General features: G+C 56.1%; 15 protein-coding genes. 14 read left to right on the forward strand and 1 reads right to left on the reverse strand.

What is annotated here, in order from left to right; all coding sequences use genetic code 11:
- Positions 1-3: 3 nt before the first annotated feature.
- A complete protein-coding gene (locus tag EG886_RS01735; RefSeq protein WP_164491584.1) occupies positions 4-981 on the reverse strand; it encodes a metal-dependent hydrolase in 978 nt (325 codons plus the stop codon).
- Between the two features lie 129 nt (positions 982-1,110).
- Here EG886_RS01735 and EG886_RS13595 point away from each other — a divergent pair, with 129 nt between their 5' ends.
- From EG886_RS13595 to coxB, 14 genes are all read left to right on the forward strand, one after another.
- The gene (locus EG886_RS13595) at positions 1,111-1,407 is read left to right on the forward strand and encodes an antibiotic biosynthesis monooxygenase (protein ID WP_164491585.1); all 297 of its coding nucleotides are present in this window, start codon (positions 1,111-1,113) and stop codon (positions 1,405-1,407) included.
- A gap of 127 nt (positions 1,408-1,534) precedes the next feature.
- Entirely contained in the window at positions 1,535-2,641 is a 1,107-nt protein-coding gene (mutY, locus tag EG886_RS01740) for an A/G-specific adenine glycosylase (RefSeq protein WP_124726520.1), read from the forward strand.
- Between the two features lie 81 nt (positions 2,642-2,722).
- The gene (locus EG886_RS13895; protein WP_241154341.1) at positions 2,723-4,552 is read left to right on the forward strand and encodes a VanW family protein; all 1,830 of its coding nucleotides are present in this window, start codon (positions 2,723-2,725) and stop codon (positions 4,550-4,552) included.
- Between the two features lie 132 nt (positions 4,553-4,684).
- The gene (gene pabB / locus EG886_RS01750; RefSeq protein ID WP_124726521.1) at positions 4,685-6,139 is read left to right on the forward strand and encodes an aminodeoxychorismate synthase component I; all 1,455 of its coding nucleotides are present in this window, start codon (positions 4,685-4,687) and stop codon (positions 6,137-6,139) included.
- A 164-nt stretch (positions 6,140-6,303) separates the two neighbouring features.
- On the forward strand, positions 6,304-6,978 hold the full coding sequence (locus EG886_RS01755; protein ID WP_124726522.1) for a hypothetical protein: 675 nt from the start codon (positions 6,304-6,306) through the stop codon (positions 6,976-6,978).
- Positions 6,979-7,096: 118 nt separating this feature from the next.
- Positions 7,097-7,534, forward strand: coding sequence for a GNAT family N-acetyltransferase (locus EG886_RS01760; RefSeq protein ID WP_124726523.1), 438 nt, complete (start codon positions 7,097-7,099; stop codon positions 7,532-7,534).
- A 598-nt stretch (positions 7,535-8,132) separates the two neighbouring features.
- On the forward strand, positions 8,133-8,969 hold the full coding sequence (gene proC / locus EG886_RS01765; protein WP_124726524.1) for a pyrroline-5-carboxylate reductase: 837 nt from the start codon (positions 8,133-8,135) through the stop codon (positions 8,967-8,969).
- 226 nt (positions 8,970-9,195) lie between these two features.
- Positions 9,196-9,744: a DUF402 domain-containing protein gene (locus EG886_RS01770; protein ID WP_164491586.1), complete on the forward strand. Its 549-nt coding sequence runs from the start codon at positions 9,196-9,198 to the stop codon at positions 9,742-9,744.
- Between the two features lie 8 nt (positions 9,745-9,752).
- On the forward strand, positions 9,753-10,277 hold the full coding sequence (gene lepB / locus EG886_RS01775; RefSeq protein WP_164491587.1) for a signal peptidase I: 525 nt from the start codon (positions 9,753-9,755) through the stop codon (positions 10,275-10,277).
- A 216-nt stretch (positions 10,278-10,493) separates the two neighbouring features.
- The gene (codY, locus tag EG886_RS01780) at positions 10,494-11,273 is read left to right on the forward strand and encodes a GTP-sensing pleiotropic transcriptional regulator CodY (RefSeq protein ID WP_124726527.1); all 780 of its coding nucleotides are present in this window, start codon (positions 10,494-10,496) and stop codon (positions 11,271-11,273) included.
- Between the two features lie 196 nt (positions 11,274-11,469).
- The gene (locus tag EG886_RS01785) at positions 11,470-13,278 is read left to right on the forward strand and encodes an ABC transporter ATP-binding protein (RefSeq protein WP_124726528.1); all 1,809 of its coding nucleotides are present in this window, start codon (positions 11,470-11,472) and stop codon (positions 13,276-13,278) included.
- On the forward strand, positions 13,271-13,708 hold the full coding sequence (locus EG886_RS01790) for an ATP-binding protein (protein ID WP_124726529.1): 438 nt from the start codon (positions 13,271-13,273) through the stop codon (positions 13,706-13,708). Before EG886_RS01785 ends, EG886_RS01790 begins: the two co-directional genes overlap by 8 nt.
- A gap of 493 nt (positions 13,709-14,201) precedes the next feature.
- On the forward strand, positions 14,202-15,146 hold the full coding sequence (cyoE, locus tag EG886_RS01795) for a heme o synthase (RefSeq protein WP_124726530.1): 945 nt from the start codon (positions 14,202-14,204) through the stop codon (positions 15,144-15,146).
- 120 nt (positions 15,147-15,266) lie between these two features.
- Positions 15,267-16,268: a cytochrome c oxidase subunit II gene (gene coxB, locus EG886_RS01800; protein ID WP_241154342.1), complete on the forward strand. Its 1,002-nt coding sequence runs from the start codon at positions 15,267-15,269 to the stop codon at positions 16,266-16,268.
- The last annotated feature ends 25 nt before the right edge of the window (positions 16,269-16,293 follow it).

Here is a 16,293-nt window from a genome sequence, read left to right on the forward strand (position 1 = left end):
TTCTTATGATACCAGATGGCGGATCTTTTTTTCCAACTGCTCCTCTTTCATCCATCCGACAAAAGAGTGAAAAGGTTTCAAGTCGTGATCCAGGAGGGCCACCGCCACGAAAGGAAAATGTTTTTTGTGATGATAACGGACGTCCAGCCACCGGACCTCATATCCGAACGGGCGACGGTAGACCCGGGGATATCCGTACGACGTGAGGGACAGGAAGGCACGGATGGACTCCGCCTGGCGGGATGCTTCCACGGCCGGATGCCCCAGATCTTCCGTGCTCATCTCCCCTGTCCACTGCAGGGTTTCATTGCGGATTTCACCGAGTTTCACCCGATCGGGCCATTCCGCGATCACGTTCCAGGTCCTGAAGCGTGCCGTGGGGGTGACGGTCACCCGCCTCGGGGCGCCTTCCTGTCCGCGCACCAGGCTCACCAGACGGGAACGGACCAGGAAGCGGTGAATCACATACATCGTGATGACGACATACAAGGACGGAAAAATGACGACGGCCCGGTCCGGAAAGAACCACCACAGAAACAGGGCGACAAGATGTGCCGAGAAAATGAATGGGTCGAAGATGTTGAGCGTATGGAGGGCGATCCATTGACGGGAAAACGGCCTGAGAGCCTGGGTTCCGTAAACGTTGAACACATCGATGAACACATGAATGAAGACGGCGACAAACGTCCAGAGCCAGACATGGAGCCAGGAGGCCCCGGGGATGAAAGAAACGAGAGCGGCCGTGATGACCGAGGGCCAGATCACCAGCATCGGAATCGAATGGGACCATCCCCGGTGATTCCGGATGTATGCGGCTTTTCCCTTCAACCGGTACAGGGTGTCCAGATCGGGAATCTCCGAGCCGACGACCGTTCCCAGCAAAACAGCCTGTGTCGTTTGCACACTCTCCGTCACTGCGGGGTCGAGCTGGGCGAGGCCGAACAACCCCAGCCCCATGACAAAGTGGGTAGCCGTATCCATGAAGCCTTCCCCCAGTTCAAAAAATGCTGTTCCTGAAAAGTGTAACAGATTTGTTCGGTTCACATCTGACGAAACCGGAAAAAAATCAAGAGCCCATGTTAAGATGATCATAACGGGGAGGGATTTGCGATGTGGACCGTGTTTGTGGAATACACCGTCCTTGATGAGAAAATGGAAGCTTATCACAGGATCGTTCCCGAAATCAGGGAGATCACCGCAGCCATGGGCGGCGTGATTCGTCACCGGATTTTGAAAGCCGTGGATCAACCGGGAAAGTTCGTGGAAGTGATCCACGTGTCTTCCGAGGAAGACGCACGACGGGTATTGTCTGCCCGCACAAGCGGAACCCATCCCCGGACGGAGGAACTTTTCAAAAACGGGTGCCGTGGATGGCTGTTTGCGTCGATGGATGAAACCCGTGAGTGACCGTCTGCCTTCCGCCGCATGGTTCCGGCAATCACATTGTAAATAATCTTCCATATCCTTGAAGATCGATTCCGGTGTATGATGAAGACAGTCGTTGTTTTTTCAGGATGATGGAGGATCATGATACATGTCCGGTGCAAAACACGAAATTCCCGAAAAACTGGGACACCCGTCGACCGTTGCGGCCATCAGGAAAGCGCTCGTCGACTGGTACCGGTCAAACAAGCGGGACCTTCCCTGGAGACGGGTGACCGATCCGTACAAAATCTGGGTTTCCGAAGTGATGCTTCAGCAGACCCGGGTGGAGACGGTCATTCCATACTATGAACGGTTCATTGAGCGGTTTCCGGATGCACGGACCCTCGCCGAAGCTCCCGAAGAAGAAGTCTTCAAGGCGTGGGAGGGGCTGGGCTATTACTCCCGCATCCGCAACTTTCACAGTGCCGTGAAGGAAGTGGTTTCTTCCTGCGGCGGAAAGGTGCCGGATGATCCGGAAACATTTTCACGGCTGAAGGGAGTCGGTCCGTACACGGTCGGAGCCGTGCTGTCCATCGCTTACGGAAAGCGGATTCCGGCGGTGGACGGAAACGTGATGCGCGTGTATTCCCGGCTTTTTGCCTTGACCGATGACATCGCCTCGCAAAGAACCCGAAAAAAGATGGAGGCCATCGGCTGGAAACTGGTCCCGGAAGAGTGTCCGGGCGATTTCAATCAGGCTCTCATGGAGTTGGGAGCGACCTGCTGCACACCGGCTTCCCCGCAATGCCTATTCTGCCCTGTGCGATCGTTTTGTGATGCATATGCGCAAGGGTTGGAAAGGGAACTGCCGGTCAAGAAAAAGCAGAAGCAACCCCTCAAAGAAGAAGTGATCATGGGGATTGTGGAGTGCGAAGGACGCATTCTGATGGAAAAGCGCCCGAGAGGCGGGCTGCTCGGCGGCATGTACGGACTTCCCGTCATGAAGATCCAACCCGGGGACACCGTTTCGGAAACAATGGGAAAATTCTGTGACGCATTTCGGGCGTCCGTGACGAATACAAGCATTGAAGGGCGTTTTGAGCACGTTTTCAGTCACCGGCACTGGATGGTCACGGTGGTGCGTGCCCGGACGCAGCGGATGTTCATTCCGGATCAGGGAGAATGGGAATGGCTTTCCGCCGATGAACGGAAGAAAAAGCCGTCATCCAAGGTGTTTCTCAAAGCATTGGGATGCATCGGCGACCAGATTCCATAATTTGTTCACGAAACATTTGGCATGTTGCGACCGTTTTTTATGAAAAGAAAGGATTTATACCTGGAAGAGGAGAGACGAGCGGTGGAAGAGAAAAAACGGCAACCGGGTGAACCGGTGCACGAAGACCGGCTTTCCACGGGGGAAGAAGCGGTGGAAAACACTTCCGGGGCCGCCGGTGAACCGAGCGGAAATGTTCCGGAGCAAGCAGGCGGTCCGGCCGGAAACGAAGGAAGCGCACAACAACCGGCTCAAGTGGAAGAGAAGACGGAAACCGACGCCGAACATCCCGAGGATCGGCAGCCGGGCAGTGACGACCGGAAAGATCGGGCTTTCGACACCATGGAACTTCGCCTGTTCGATCAGCTTGACACATCCGTGAATGCGGATCCGTCGAAACCGGAGGATTCCGCTCCGTCCGCGCGGGCGGCCGAGCCGACCGGAGAAGGTCCGGATCGGAAGGAAGGGGAACCCGGGACGTCGACGGATGCGGCGGGAGAACCCGAAAACTCTCCCACGCAAAAAGACGAACGGGACACTGTCTCAGAGAGCGGGAAAGCCCCGATTGCTTCCGATCAGCCTGCCGGTGAGGGTTCCCGTGAAGCGGAAGTCGCCGCGAAACCGGCCGATGATGAACCGGTTGCGGACGGGGGCGGAGACAAAGCTTCCGATCAAGATCATGAACCGGTGGCGGGCGAGGACGGGGAAAAAGCGACCGGTGACGGTTCCGGCAGCGCGCCGGCAGAGGGCTCGAAGACCGAACGGAAAGAGTCCGAACCCGTTGCCGCCCGAAAAGCGAGCGAGCCGGACCCTGCTTCGGAGAAAAAGGACAACCGGGAAGATACCGGCGTGATCACCGCGATCAAAAGGGAAATTCGCAACACGCCCAAGCCCAAGAAAATGCTGGTGGGCACCATTGCGGTGGCGATGGTGTTGGCGGGTGTGGCGGGATTCAGTGCTTATGCGGACTCATCCGGGGTTTCCCTGCCCGAACAAAAACCGCAGGCCCAACAACCGGCCAAACAACCGGCCAAGCTCATGCTCACGCATTCCGGACAATCGTTTGAACTCGATCTTTACACGATGGGCTATGACGGAAAGAATCCGGACTCCATCGATCAGGGGAAACTGCGGAAATGGCTGGACGACGTGAAGGATCAGGTGACCGTTCAGCCCCAAAACGCCAAACGGAAAAAAATCACGAGCCAAATCACGCCCGAAAAGCCCGGGTTGAAAATGGACGTCAAAACCGTGGAGTCCTGGCTTTTGAATCTCGGAGCGTTGATCAACAAGCCCACCGAAATTCCGATGCTGGAAGTGGAGCCGTCCGTGACGGCGGCCGATCTTCAACAGGTCGATCAAAAACTGATCGGGAAATACACCACGCGCTTCGATCCGGGGAACGTGAACCGGACCACCAACATCAAACTGGCTTCGAAGGCGATCGACGGTCTCATCCTGATGCCGGGTGAGGTGTTCTCGTTCAACAAGGTGGTCGGCCCCCGCACGGCCGCCAGGGGGTACAAACCGGCTCCGGTGATCGTCAAAGGCGAGTACAGCGAGGGAATCGGCGGCGGTATCTGCCAAGTGTCCTCGACGCTGTACAACAGTGTGGATGAGGCCAATCTCCGGATTGTGCAGAGAAGAAGTCACAGCAAAGAAGTGACGTATGTTCCGCCGGGTCGGGATGCCACCGTCTCCTGGGGCGGGCCCGATTTCAAGTTCAAGAACAACCTGAACAAACCGGTGCTCATCCGCATCAAGATCTCCGGTTCCCGCCTCACGGTATACACCTATACCGTTCCGGGGGCCAAAGTGGCCCGCAAGAAGGTGCCGGAAGCTCCGGAGTCCTTCTCCACCATTCAGGTGGACCCCAACAAACCGACCGACGATCTGCCCAAGTCCGAACAATGATCGGGGGGGTTGAACCGGTCCCGCACGCGGGACCGGTTTTTCCGTTATTTCGGGAGTTCATCGGGGAGAAGATTTGCGCCATAATAAAGTGACGGCCGAAGTAGTCGCAGCAAGAATCGAGGATGAGAACGCATGGAAATTCTGCTCAGACCCATTCCGGGAGACGTCCGTCCGGAGTCGGTCTTCGTGCATGTCATGAGCCGCCGGCCTTACGCGTTTTGGCTGGACGGCAATCTTCCCGCGGAAGGCCTGGCCCGTTGGTCGTTTCTCGGCGCGGATCCCCGATTCCTGGTGGAGGTGCGGGACGGAACGACGAGGGTTGTTCACCGTGACCGCAAGGAAATCCTGGACGGAAATCCCTTTGACGCCATCAAGGACATTTGGAACCGCTTTCGAACTGACGGTGTTTCATACGGAGACATCCCGTTCATCGGGGGGTTTGTCGGTTATTTCGGTTACGAAATGAACCGATACGCGGAAAGCGTGCCGGCCGGCTTGCCCGATCCCGTCGGAGCGCCGGATTCGTTTTGGATGTTTGCGGATCGCGTGCTCATCTGGGATCAAAAGCTTCGAAAAGCGTGGCTGAGTCGGATTCTGCTCGGCGGTGAAGACAGAAAAAGCGCCGAGCGGGACATGGAGCGCGACGTGGAAGCCATTCTCCGCGCATCCGCCCGTCCGCTCCCCGAAGTGCCCGGCCATTCGCGGGACGATGCATCTGCCGAAGTCGGGATGTTTGCGGGAATGGAAACCAGGGAGACCTATCTGGAAAAGATCGCCCGCATCAAGGAGCACATCGCCGCCGGAGACATTTATCAGGCATGTTTCACCCATCCGTTTTCCTGCGTGTTGCATGCGGATCCTTTTGAACTGTATCGGGTGCTGCGGGCCGTGAACCCTGCTCCGTTTTCCTGTTTTTTGCGCATGGGGGATCTGGCCGTTTGCTCCTCGTCTCCGGAAAGATTTTTGAAACTCGGCGCAAACGGACTGTTGGAAACCCGGCCGATCAAAGGGACACGGCGCAGAAGCGGAGATGAAGCCGAAGATCGCGCACGGGCGGAGGAACTTCGCGCCAGCGTCAAAGACCGGGCGGAGAACGTCATGATCGTCGATTTGGCCCGCCACGACTTGGGCAAAGTCTCCGCAAGCGGAAGCGTCATCGTTCCCGAGCTGTTCCGAATCGAATCGTACGCCACGGTTCATCAGCTGGTCTCCGTCGTGGAAGGGAAACTGGCGGAAGGGGTCCATCCCGTGGATGCGATCCGCGCCTCGTTTCCGGGCGGGTCGATGACCGGGGCCCCCAAGATCAGAGCCATGGAGATCCTTCATGAACTGGAGACCGTGAAACGGGGAATCTATTCAGGCGGATTGGGTTACCTCGACGTGCGCGGGAATTTCGATCTCAGCATGGTGATTCGCACCGTCGTTTGTCGGGAGGATCGCGCCTGGTTCCACGTGGGAGGCGGCATTGTGGCCGACTCCGATCCGGATGACGAATACCGGGAGTCGCTGGACAAGGCAGCCGCGCTGAAAAGAGCGATCCTGCTGTGCAACCGGCGGGCATCATCCATCCCCGAAAATCCGGCGTGATCCCGGATCCGTCCAAGAAAAAACACCGGATTCCGCATGTTCAACGGCGGGCCGGTGCTTTTCATTTTTTTTGGGAAAACACGGTTGGAAGTTCCGTTTTCGGTAAAGAATATTGAATAGAAGGAATATTTTGCTTGTGACAACCCCGGAGGGAGGAAATCCGGATGAATCTCATGACCGCGGAACGGACGGATGTGCGTCGTGGCCGGTTTTCATGGTTGTTCAGATGTTCGGCGGTGCTTCATGCCGCAGCCGCGCTGCTGGTGCTGTTCGTCCTCGCCCGCGCGACGGAAGGTTCATGGCTGAAAAGATCCCTTTATCTGGTGAGCCATGAAAACTTGGTCATTCTGTCCTGGGTGAGCTCCCTGTTGTCGGTGTTGGCGGTGGTCGGGACTTTTGCCGTGTTGGTGTCGACCCTGAACCGGGATTTTCGGTTGATTTTGCAATGGGCCTGGTTGATCGGTCTGATCGGGGCGGCTGCACTCATTCTGAATCATCTCGCGCACATCTTGCTGTTTCCACCGCTGGTCAGGATGTTGGTCGACGTGCCGCGTCCCGACCTCGTCGTCCACATGGAACAGTGGGAACAATTGCTGAGTCCCGTGGTTCAGGTGTTCGCTCCCACCTGTTTTGCCGTCTGCGGACTGATTTTCACCGGTGCCATGTTTCGGACGCGTGGCATTTCCGTGCTGCATGCGTGGTGGTCATTGGGCGTGTGGGCGATTCTGCTGCTGGGGGCCTTGTCCGTGTGGTGGTCGGCGGAAGCGGTGGCTTGGTTTCAGGGGTTCGCCGTCTTCATGTACATCCCTTGGCTCTGGTCGATGGGGGAACGGGTATGAGTTCGCATGCGGGGAGAATCGGACACAAATTCGGTGACATTGAAAAGGAAGTCAAGCTCAGGTAAAATGATAACGCCGAGAGATTGTGAAACTTCCCGCAGTGGAGGAGAATCACCGTATGCGTCTTCGGTCTTTCCAATTGTCCGATGTCCATTCCGTCATCCAGATTTGGCAGATGACCGCAAATCACGAGCAGGAGAAAGAAACGCTCCGGGTCCTTTCCGAACAGCTCGGCCGTGACCGTGATCTGGTCATTGTGGCGGAAAACGGCGATGGACGGGTAGTCGGCGCCATTGTGGGCACCATGGACGGAAGCACTGGATTTTTTTATTGTCTCGCGGTTCATCCGGATTATCAGAGAAAGAAAGTGGGGACCATGCTGGTCAAAGCCTTGGAGGCCCGGTTTGTGCGGAAGGGCGTAAAGAGGATCTGGATCACGGTGGACAAAGGAACGGAGAAACTGCTGCCCTTTTATCAATATCTCGGCTACACCAACACCTGCAGCACGCGCTTGGAGAAAGAACTGTTCACGGCCCTCCGGGATCGTACCGGGTGAGGTGTCCGCGTCCGTTGCCTTGTCTTTCCAACCTGCCGGTTTTCGGCAGTTTTTTTTATCCGTCCCCTTTACGCCGGGGGGAAGTGTCGGGTAGAAAGTGACTTCCAACATTAGAATACGAAATTCTGAATGCGCTTTCAATCCGGAAAGGCGTCGGATTGGAAATTTGTGATGGATTGTTCATACACTTGACAAGAATCCGCCTGTTGGGCATAATGTTTTGAAATCAAACGGAACAAACGCCATGACGAGGACCAGTAGGACGGAATCCGGCCGTGCAGAGAGCGAAATCCGGAGGCTGAAAGATTTCGCCGGTACGGGCTGTCCGAACCCATCCTTCGAGCGGCTGATGAATGAAATCATGCCGGAGCTCCCCGTTATCGGAGCACGGTCCGGTGGGACCGGCAGAGTCGGGCGCGATCATGCGCCAACAAAGGTGGTACCGCGGAAGAGACGGGATGACAGACCACTCCCGCCCCGAAGGGCAGGGAAACGTTCCGGGGAGTCCCGACGGTTTGTCGACAAACATCCTCTTTCGTCCTTTACGGACGGAAGAGGTTTTTTTATTTTCCAAAGATGTTTTGCGGAGGGATGCGTCATGTTGAAAGACAAACGGATCGGATTCGTGGGGGCAGGTTCGATGTCCGAAGCCATCGTGGCGGGACTTCTCACGTCCGGTGAGGTTCGTCCGGAAAACATCTCCCTCTTCAATCGCCAAAACGGCGAGAGAATCCGGACGCTTATCGGGAAATGGAACCTTGAACCGGCCAACATGTCACCGGAACGCGTACTTGGTTCGGACGTGGTGATTCTGGCCGTCAAGCCCAAGGACTTGCCGGAAGTGCTCAGACGATGGGGAAGCGGCATCCGGCGGGGGCAGCTTGTCCTGTCCGTGGCGGCGGGAGTCTCCACGTCATGGATCGAGGCACGCGTCGGAGAGGGAACGGCCGTCATCCGGTGCATGCCCAACACATCCTGCGCGGTGGGACGGTCGGCGACGGCGCTCGCACCGGGCAGTCATGCCGGCAGGGACGAGATGAATGTGGCCAGGAGGCTGTTTGAGAGCATCGGGGAAGTGACCGAAGTGGACGAACGGCTGATGGACGCCGTCACCGGTTTGTCCGGGAGCGGCCCGGCGTATGTTTATTATCTGGCGGAAGCACTCGAATCGGCGGGGATCAGCGCGGGGCTGTCGCGGGATGCTGCCCGCCGGCTCACCGTTCAGACGCTGCTGGGAGCCGCGCACATGCTGCGTGAAACGGAAGAACCGGCGGAAATGCTTCGCCGGAAAGTGACTTCCCCGGGAGGAACCACCATGGCGGGCCTGGAAGTGCTGGACCGGTACCGGTTCCCGGAAGCGGTTCGGGAAGCGGTTCTTCGGGCCGCGGAGCGTTCCGTGGAAATGGGACGGCAACTGACCGGCTTCGAGGGATGATTTTCCAGTCATCCGCGTATTGACAATTCTGTTGGATTGACACAAGATAGATTGTTGTCCGGATTGACTTTAAAGCCGTAAAGCACGGAAAGCACGCAAAGAAACCCCGGTGATCGCGGGCAGCGATCACCGGATGCTTTTTTTCATTTGCTCAATTCAGAATTGGGTTGTTTTATGCTCTGTGAATTTTGGCAATAAATGAAAACGGGCGCTTGAGGTGGTCCGGTTGAACCTGAAACAGGGTGACACCATTCGCATCGAGAGTTTCAAGCATGGAGGAACCTTTCACAGAGCTTGGAAAGAGTCGGTCATACTCCGGCCGGAAGATCCGCTCATTCTGGCCAACCACGACGCCGAAGTCATCGAAAAGGACGGGAGGGAACGGATCTTTCCCGGACTGGCCGTTTGCCACTTTTCCAGGCGGGACTGGTTTCATACGGTGGTGCTGTTCGACGGGGAGTATCGATTGAAACAGTACTACTGCAACATCGCTTCTCCCTTTTGGTTGGAAGGAAAAACGCTTCGGTACGTCGATTATGATCTGGATTTGGTCGCGGAGCCCGATCTGACATTCCGGTGGCTGGATGAAGACGAATTTTCCGCAAACCGCATCCTGTACGGGTATCCGGATGATCTGGTCCGCAGAATCCATGACGCAAGAAACAGGCTTGAAGAGAGAATCCGCGGAAGGGAGGAGCCGTTCGGTCCCGGGTTCGCTCCATTTTGGTGCAAGCGCTGGTTTGAATGGACAAACCGGAAAGGAAAGATGGAGTGAATGTGGACATGTTCGGAAAGAGACGCTTTCTGAGGTGGATTGGCACGTTGGTTTCGTTGGTTGCGGCCGCCTGGCTGATCAATCAGTACGGAGTGGCGATGTCCGTGGTCAGCGGAACATCCATGGCTCCCACCCTCCAGGACGGTGACCGCCTTTTGGTCAACAAGTTCCGGTTTCTGGTGAAGGAACCCTCGGTGGGAGATGTGATCACCTTCAGGGATCCCTCCGACCAAAACCGCTTTCTCGTCAAACGGGTGATCGGAGTGGGAGGAGATGTGATCGAAATCCGTGGAGGAGTCGTGTACCGAAACGGGATCCCCGTCCGGGAAACCTACACGTCCTCGCCGGTGGAAGGAGATGATCACGGGCCGGTGAAGGTGAAGCCCGGAACGGTCTTCGTTTTGGGAGACAATCGTCAGCTCCATGCGTCCCGGGACAGCCGGTATGAAAGTGTCGGGCTGGTACCGGTGAACCTGATCGACGGCAAGGTGGAATGGATTTTGTGGAGACCTTCTTTGGCGGCATCTTTGTAGATTTCAAGGCGCAGAAAACAATTTGAAATAGGTATAAAAGTCGAAAATTGTTCACAGAATGAGAATTGCGCATCCGTACAAATGCCGCATAATAGGAAAGTGTTTGACCTTTCCCGCGCGTCAATTCTGCGGACAAGTGGTCCGGTCTTTTTTCCCGGGCTGCCCCGTCACATACAAAAAACGTTTTTCACGATGAAAACCGGGAGGTATTTTGTCATGGACCTGCTCACAAAAACCAGGAGAATCTCAAAAATCCTGCAAAAGAACGTCGGTCACCATCTGGTGGACTTCGACGAAGTGGCACATGCCCTGTGCGACATCATCGGTGCCAACGTGTACATCGTCGGCCCGGAAGGGAAGCTTCTGGGACTTGCCATCAACCACGAAGTGGAAAATGAGCGCATGCAGCAGTATCTGCGGGAGCGTCAATTCCCGAGCGAATACGCCAAACTGCTGATGGATGCGGACAAACCGATGACCAACATCGGCGTGGACAGCCCGTACACCGCTTATCCGACGGAAATGAAGGACATGTTCCGCCAAGGATATACCACGTTGGTGCCGATCATCGGCGGCGGCGATCATCTCGGAACGTTGGTGCTTTCCCGGCTGAACAACCAGTTTGAAGAGGATGACCTGGTGCTCGCGGAGTACGGGGCCACCGTCGTCGGAATGGAAATTCTGCGCGAGAGGGCCGGACAGATCGAAGATGAAGCGCGGAGCCGGGCGGTCGTGCAACTGGCGATCAACTCGCTCTCTTTCAGCGAATTGGAAGCCGCCGAGCACATCTTCAATGAGCTGGACGGCACGGAAGGGCTGCTGGTTGCCAGCAAGATCGCCGATCGCGTGGGGATCACCCGCTCCGTCATCGTCAACGCGCTTCGCAAACTGGAGAGCGCCGGTGTGGTGGAGTCCCGCTCTCTCGGCATGAAGGGAACCTACATCAAAATCCTCAACAACAAACTGCTCCCCGCATTGGAAAAAGCACGTCACTGAGAAGACAAGCCCCGGAGTCCTTTCGGGGCTCTATTTTTAGGGAAAATTCATGAAAATTGGCATGATTGGGATGGTTCGCTTATTGAGGCGTTTCAGGGTCTGGTGTATAATTTCTGTACTTCTCCTCCGCTTCTTCCCGATTTTGCTATAATGTTCTTTGACAAGAGGAGTTTTCAGGGCGGAGGGATTGCGGCGGATGAACAGTGTACGGCGTTACCTTCTGTTTGTGAAGCCTTACGGTAAACAAATCGCGGCCACCATGGCGGTGGGAATCCTGAAATTCGGCATCCCGCTCCTTTTGCCCCTGTTGTTGAAATACGTGGTGGACGAACTCCTCCTTTCTCCCCTGTCGCCGGATGAAAAACTCCGGAAACTGGGCATGGTGATCATCGGTACCCTGTTCCTGTTCACCGTGGTGCGGCTGCCTGTCGAGTACTGGCGCCAGTACTTTGCGCAATGGACGGCGAGCCGCGTTCTTTTTGACCTCAGAAACCGGCTGTTTGATCACATCCAGAAATTATCCCTCAGGTATTACCAAAACCAGAAAGCGGGACAGATCATCTCCAGGGTGATCAACGACGTGGAACAGACCAAAGAGTTCGTGATCACCGGGATGATGAACATCTGGCTGGATTTCACCACGCTGGCGATCGCCGTCGGTGCGATGCTCTGGCTGGATCCGTGGATGACGCTGGTTTCACTCGCGATTTTCCCCCTGTATGCCGTTTGTGTGAAATATTTCTTCAAGAACATGCGTCGTTCCACAGGGGAACGTTCGCAGGCTCTGGCCGAACTCCAGGGCCATCTCCATGAACGGGTGCAAGGCATCGCCGTCATCCGGGCATTCCGTCTCGAGGAGCATGAACAGCAACAATTCGAAACGCGCAACCGTCATTTTCTTGACAAGGCCGTCGCCCATACCCGCTGGGTGGCCAGAACGTTTGCCGCCATCAACACCATCACCGATCTCGCTCCCATCATCGTCATTTCCGTCTCCGCCTGGCTCGTGATCAGCGGCGATCTGACCATCGGGGAAATGACCGCGTTTTACGGGTACATGGGTCTCATCTATAATCCGGTTCGCCGCCTCGTCAATGCTTCCACCACGCTCACCCAGGCATTGGCTTCCATGGACCGCGTGTTTGAATTTCTGGACGAAGCCCATGAGATCACCGATCGTCCGGATGCCAGGGACATTTCCAAAGTACGTGGACACATTCGTCTGGAACGGGTGAAATTTCGCTATCATGCGGAGCAGGATTGGATCTTGAACGGGGTGAACCTCGAAGTTCTTCCCGGACAGACGGTGGCGCTGGTCGGACCGAGCGGGGGCGGAAAATCCAGCATCATATCGCTGATCCCGCGATTTTTCGACGTCGCGGAAGGAAGCGTTCGTCTCGACGGCATCGATGTCCGGGATTTCACCCAAGCCTCCCTCAGGGAGAAGATCGGATTGGTCATGCAGGAACCCGTCCTCTTCAGCGGGACCGTGGAGGACAACATCCGGATGGGCAAGATCGATGCCACGATGGAAGAAATCATCGAAGCGGCCAAGGCGGCGGGAGCCCATGAATTCATCGGGGGACTGCCCGACGGATACCGGACGGAGATCGGAGAGCGCGGAGTGAAGCTCTCGGGAGGCCAGAAACAGCGCATTGCGCTTGCGAGGGTGTTTCTCAAGAATCCTCCGGTGTTGATCCTGGATGAAGCCACTTCCGCCCTGGATCTGAAGACGGAAAAGTGGGTACAGGAGTCCCTGGACCGGCTTTCCGAGGGCAGAACCACGATCATCGTCGCCCACCGTCTTTCCACCATCACGCATGCGGATCGCATTTTCGTGATCAACAACGGAATCGTGGTCGAACAGGGGACTCATGAAGAACTGATGGACATGGGCGGGTTGTATCATGAGCTGTACACCGTTCAAAATCTGGAAAATCTTCGCGAAGAAGCCGGGGATCCCGGTTTGGGTGCCCTTTCATTGACGGAGGGAAAACATGCATAAAACATACCGGGTTCAATATGAGTGGGATATCGTGCACATCCGGAGCGAGGCCCGCGAAATCGCAAGAATGATGGGCTTTGACGAAGTGGATCAGGCGAGGATCGTTCAAGCGATTTCAGAGCTGGGCCGCAATGTGATCCATCATGCCGAAGAAGGGGAGATCACCCTTTCCGAGGCGGAAGAAAACGGGCAGCGCGGCATCCGGATCCGGGTTCGGGACACGGGACCGGGGATGCCCAACCTGCAGGATTGGAAACAGGGGACGGGTCAATCCGTCGGCGAGACCGGGGGCCTCAAGTCGGTGGACATGCTGATGGATGAAATGCGGCAGATTCCCGTTGACTCCGGAACGTGCGTGGAAGCGATCAAGTGGTTGAAACATGCGGATGTGGAAAATGAGTCCACGGTCCGCCCTCAGCGTCAATCGTGAGGATGGCCGGTCGCCGACGTGATCCGGCGGGCTTCACGGACAATCCCGGCCGCCCCCCGTGGGGCGGCTTTTTTTTGTTTCCGAGCATTTTCCAATTGCCTTATCAACAAATGTTCACAACTTATTCATTAGTATCCCGGAAGCATGGATTACACTATGAAGTAACGGAGAATCCTGAAAGAAACAACGCCGGAGAGGCAATAATACTCGTAATTCTCGGTGTAGCCAATTGATGAACCTTTGGCCCCCTCCCTTGAAACCTGTACCGCCATCCACTACAATGATGGTGGTATAAAGCGCACCTTTGAACATTTCCCGAAAGTCCGGTTTTTGAGAATTGGGGGATGTAAAATCATGGGTCCACCGGCCTGTGGTCTTACATTTTTTGTGTGTTTGGCGGAGGTTTGAACCCCGCGGCGGAGACGCACCGGAAGTCTTCGTGAAAACGGTTCATTCCCGGCGATGTTTCGTGGGAGAAAGGAGGCCTGCGGCGGTGCAACGGTCAATACCCCGGCAGGACGCCGGCAACCGGTTCATGCCGGATGAAGTGACCGCAAAAACGGGTCCGTCGTGGCGGGACTTTGTGGAGATCACCAAGCCCGGGATCAACAAAAGCAACCTGCTTGCCGCTTTTGCCGGCTACTGGATGGCGGCCGGGTTGACGGAGCTTGATGTTCCGGTTCTTCTGTGGACGCTTCTCGGGACCGCGTTGGTGATCGCCGGCGGTTGCACATTGAACAACCTGTATGACCGCGACATTGATCCGCTCATGGAGCGAACCCGGGATCGCACCCTGGTTCGGGGGACCATCAGGCCGTCGGTCGCGCTCTGGTACGGGATTGTGCTGACCGTGACCGGTTTGACGGTACTCGCTTTGGGGGCCAACCCCCTGGCGGCCTTGCTCGGATTCATGGGGTTTTTTGTGTATGTCGTGGTGTATACCATGTGGTTGAAGCGAACCAGCGTTCACAATACCTTGGTGGGAAGCTTTTCCGGCGCCGTTCCTCCGGTGATCGGATGGGTCGCGGCCGAAGGAACGCTCGGTCCGGAAGCATGGGCGCTGTTTCTCATTCTGTTTTTCTGGCAACCTCCTCATTTCTTCGCTCTCGCCATGCGAAGAGTGGATGATTACCGGGCGGCGGGCATTCCGATGCTTCCGGTGGTGAGAGGGTTTCAGGCCACGAAAAAACAGACTCTGGCATACACGATTCTTTTGTTCGTTTCTTCACTATTTCTGTGGTGGACGGGGGCTTGCGGTTGGATCTACCTCGTCGCTGCGGTCATTCTGGGCGGGTTATACGTCCGGCTGGTTCTGAAAGGGTTCAGAACCGGCAATGACGTGGAATGGGCGAATCGATTGTTCTTCTATTCCCTGATCTACCTGACGGTGCTCTTCACGGTGATCATCGTGGATGTGACCGTCCGGGAACTTTTGTGAGCCGGAAACAGTGCCAGCCATGCGCTTGACATAGATTTTGCACTGTGAAAATTTTGGATGGATCCGGTCTCCCGGCGACTCAGGGCCGGATCAAGGTTCAGAAAGTGGGGTTTGATCGCGGTGAGTCGACAACATTTCTGGCGAGTCCTGCCAATTGTCGCACTGGTTGTTCTCGCTCTTTCCGGATGTTCCGGTCATGAGAGCCTGAACACCCTGGATCCCAAGGGATCCGCCGGTGAAACGCAGTTTGACTTGATGAAGCTGAGCTTCCTCATCATGCTTGGAGTTTTTGCTACCGTCATCACCATTTTTGTCTACGTGTTGATCCGTTTCCGCAAACGCAAGGGAGTCGAGCGGAAAGTGGACAACGTTCACGGAAACATCTGGTATGAAATCACCTGGACGGTCATTCCGATCATCCTGCTCACGATCATGGCCATCCCCACGGTGAAAAGCACCTTCGATCTCGCCGAAGAGCCAGAGGGCGAAGATGTGCTCAAGGTCAAAGTGACGGGTCACCAGTACTGGTGGGAATTTGAATATCCGGAGCTTGGCATCCGGACGGCCCAAGAGCTGTACATTCCGGTCGGCAAGAAAGTGTTCCTGGAGATCCACGGCCGCGACGTGCTGCACTCCTTCTGGGTGCCGGCGCTGGGTGGCAAAATGGACGTCATTCCGGGACGCGTCAACACCATGACGCTTGACGCCGACAAACCCGGCATGTATCAGGGCAAGTGCGCGGAGCTCTGCGGAGCCGGTCACGCGCTGATGGACTTCCGGGTGTATGCCAAGGAACAAAGCGAATTTGACGCATGGGTCGCCCAAATGAAAAAACCGGCTTCCGTCGCCACCACTTCCGACCAGAAGAAGGGTGAGGAGCTGTTCCTGCAAAACTGTCTGGCTTGCCACGCCGGAACCCATCCGAAAATCAAGGCTCCGGACCTGACCAAGTTCGGCACCAGGGAAACGGTCGCCGGCATTCTGCCGCACACCGAGGAAAACCTGAAAAAATGGCTGAAAGACCCGCAATCGGTCAAACCGGGTGCGAACATGCCGAAGATCGATTATCTGCAACCCGACGAACTGGAAGCACTGGTCGATTACCTCGAGAGCCGCAAATGATGCGGATGGACCGACATGTTCCATA

The sequence above is a fragment of the Staphylospora marina genome (genome assembly GCF_003856495.1).
In the GTDB taxonomy this organism is placed as follows: domain Bacteria; phylum Bacillota; class Bacilli; order Thermoactinomycetales; family Thermoactinomycetaceae; genus Staphylospora; species Staphylospora marina.

What these genes read in the sequence shown, in the direction of transcription:
- EG886_RS01735 (WP_164491584.1), bottom strand. Translation starts at nt 981, where the DNA reads ATGGATACGGCTACCCACTTTGTCATGGGGCTGGGGTTGTTCGGCCTC.
- EG886_RS13595 (WP_164491585.1), top strand. Translation starts at nt 1,111, where the DNA reads ATGTGGACCGTGTTTGTGGAATACACCGTCCTTGATGAGAAAATGGAA.
- mutY (WP_124726520.1), top strand. Translation starts at nt 1,535, where the DNA reads ATGTCCGGTGCAAAACACGAAATTCCCGAAAAACTGGGACACCCGTCG.
- pabB (WP_124726521.1), top strand. Translation starts at nt 4,685, where the DNA reads ATGGAAATTCTGCTCAGACCCATTCCGGGAGACGTCCGTCCGGAGTCG.
- EG886_RS01755 (WP_124726522.1), top strand. Translation starts at nt 6,304, where the DNA reads ATGAATCTCATGACCGCGGAACGGACGGATGTGCGTCGTGGCCGGTTT.
- EG886_RS01760 (WP_124726523.1), top strand. Translation starts at nt 7,097, where the DNA reads ATGCGTCTTCGGTCTTTCCAATTGTCCGATGTCCATTCCGTCATCCAG.
- proC (WP_124726524.1), top strand. Translation starts at nt 8,133, where the DNA reads ATGTTGAAAGACAAACGGATCGGATTCGTGGGGGCAGGTTCGATGTCC.
- lepB (WP_164491587.1), top strand. Translation starts at nt 9,753, where the DNA reads ATGTTCGGAAAGAGACGCTTTCTGAGGTGGATTGGCACGTTGGTTTCG.
- codY (WP_124726527.1), top strand. Translation starts at nt 10,494, where the DNA reads ATGGACCTGCTCACAAAAACCAGGAGAATCTCAAAAATCCTGCAAAAG.
- EG886_RS01785 (WP_124726528.1), top strand. Translation starts at nt 11,470, where the DNA reads ATGAACAGTGTACGGCGTTACCTTCTGTTTGTGAAGCCTTACGGTAAA.
- EG886_RS01790 (WP_124726529.1), top strand. Translation starts at nt 13,271, where the DNA reads ATGCATAAAACATACCGGGTTCAATATGAGTGGGATATCGTGCACATC.